Annotated in this window: 2 pseudogenes; both read right to left on the reverse strand. The window is 43.5% G+C overall.

The window, feature by feature from the left end:
• Positions 1-157: pseudogene (locus E5S67_RS32060) on the reverse strand (IS630 family transposase); the annotation flags it as partial.
• Positions 158-163: 6 nt separating this feature from the next.
• Positions 164-878: pseudogene (locus tag E5S67_RS32065) on the reverse strand (IS1 family transposase).
• Positions 879-1,077 lie beyond the last annotated feature (199 nt).

A 1,077-nucleotide genomic window follows, 5' to 3' on the forward strand; every position in this document is an offset into this window, starting at 1 on the left:
ATCCACAGACATCTCCCCACAGTAGATGACATTCATCGATCATATATACCACAAGTCTTCCAGCTTCTATCTCTTCTCTGTTTTCTTCTAAAATTTTCTCTATTTCTATCTTATGAGTTTCTACCAATTTCTCGTTTTTTTTGGGATTCTTTTTTTGGTAGTGCTAAACAAGTAATGATGTGTTGTAGTGATGGATGAAATACCAAATGGCACCAATGTGATTTTCCAAGGACTTAGAAAAGGATAAAGTTTTTCGCACTAACCGAGACACCCGTTGTCTAAGGGTGTTGTTGAATCGTTCAATGTAACTGGTTTTGCCCGTTTCCTTGCCGACGGCTTGATGTCGTTTGCTTGGCAGCACTGCGGCTCCATCTGCCCAAAAATCGGTGTAGGCAACGGCGCATTGGCGATAGAGTGGGGGTAAGGAATTCCACAACCCACGAGCCGCGACTTCGTTACGTGCGCCAATGTAAACACCCACAATTTCACTCTTTGTCTGCATCAAGGGCGAGCCACACCCATTGTTGATTGCCCTTGTTGTCCACGAACGACCACAGCTCGTCACATTGCATCGTTAGTCTCCCCTTTTTTTTTTGTGCCACCTGAACTTTGCGAGACACCAGGGCATATTTCTGATTGACGTAGGGAAAGCAACCACTGCTCAGACACCTGCGTGGCACGAGCAATTCCAGCTAGGGAAATCCGTTCTAGCAACAATCTATCAATCAGTTCACGCGCAAGCTGAATCAATTACTTTTTTCTGCGGATGCAAGGGCGAACTGTCGCCCACATTCATGGCATTTAAACCGTTGTTTACCGTTGTGGATGCGACCATTTTTGACCGTTTGACATGACGCACAGGTTGGGCAAGCAGGCATGATTAGAAAACACCAACAAGAAACTCTACTTTCCTATCATTACATCTTTGGCACTACCCTTTTTTTGAGTGTTTTTCCAGCTAATCTCTGCTTCATCAAATAATTGAAAATAACTTTGATGGGATTTGAAACGAACATCATATTTGTCTTCTATGTATTCCCGAAGCTCCTGTAAGCTGAAAAACTCTTTAGCATCTAA

It is taken from the genome of Microcoleus asticus IPMA8, from assembly GCF_013179805.1.
GTDB classification, from domain to species: domain Bacteria; phylum Cyanobacteriota; class Cyanobacteriia; order Cyanobacteriales; family Microcoleaceae; genus Microcoleus; species Microcoleus asticus.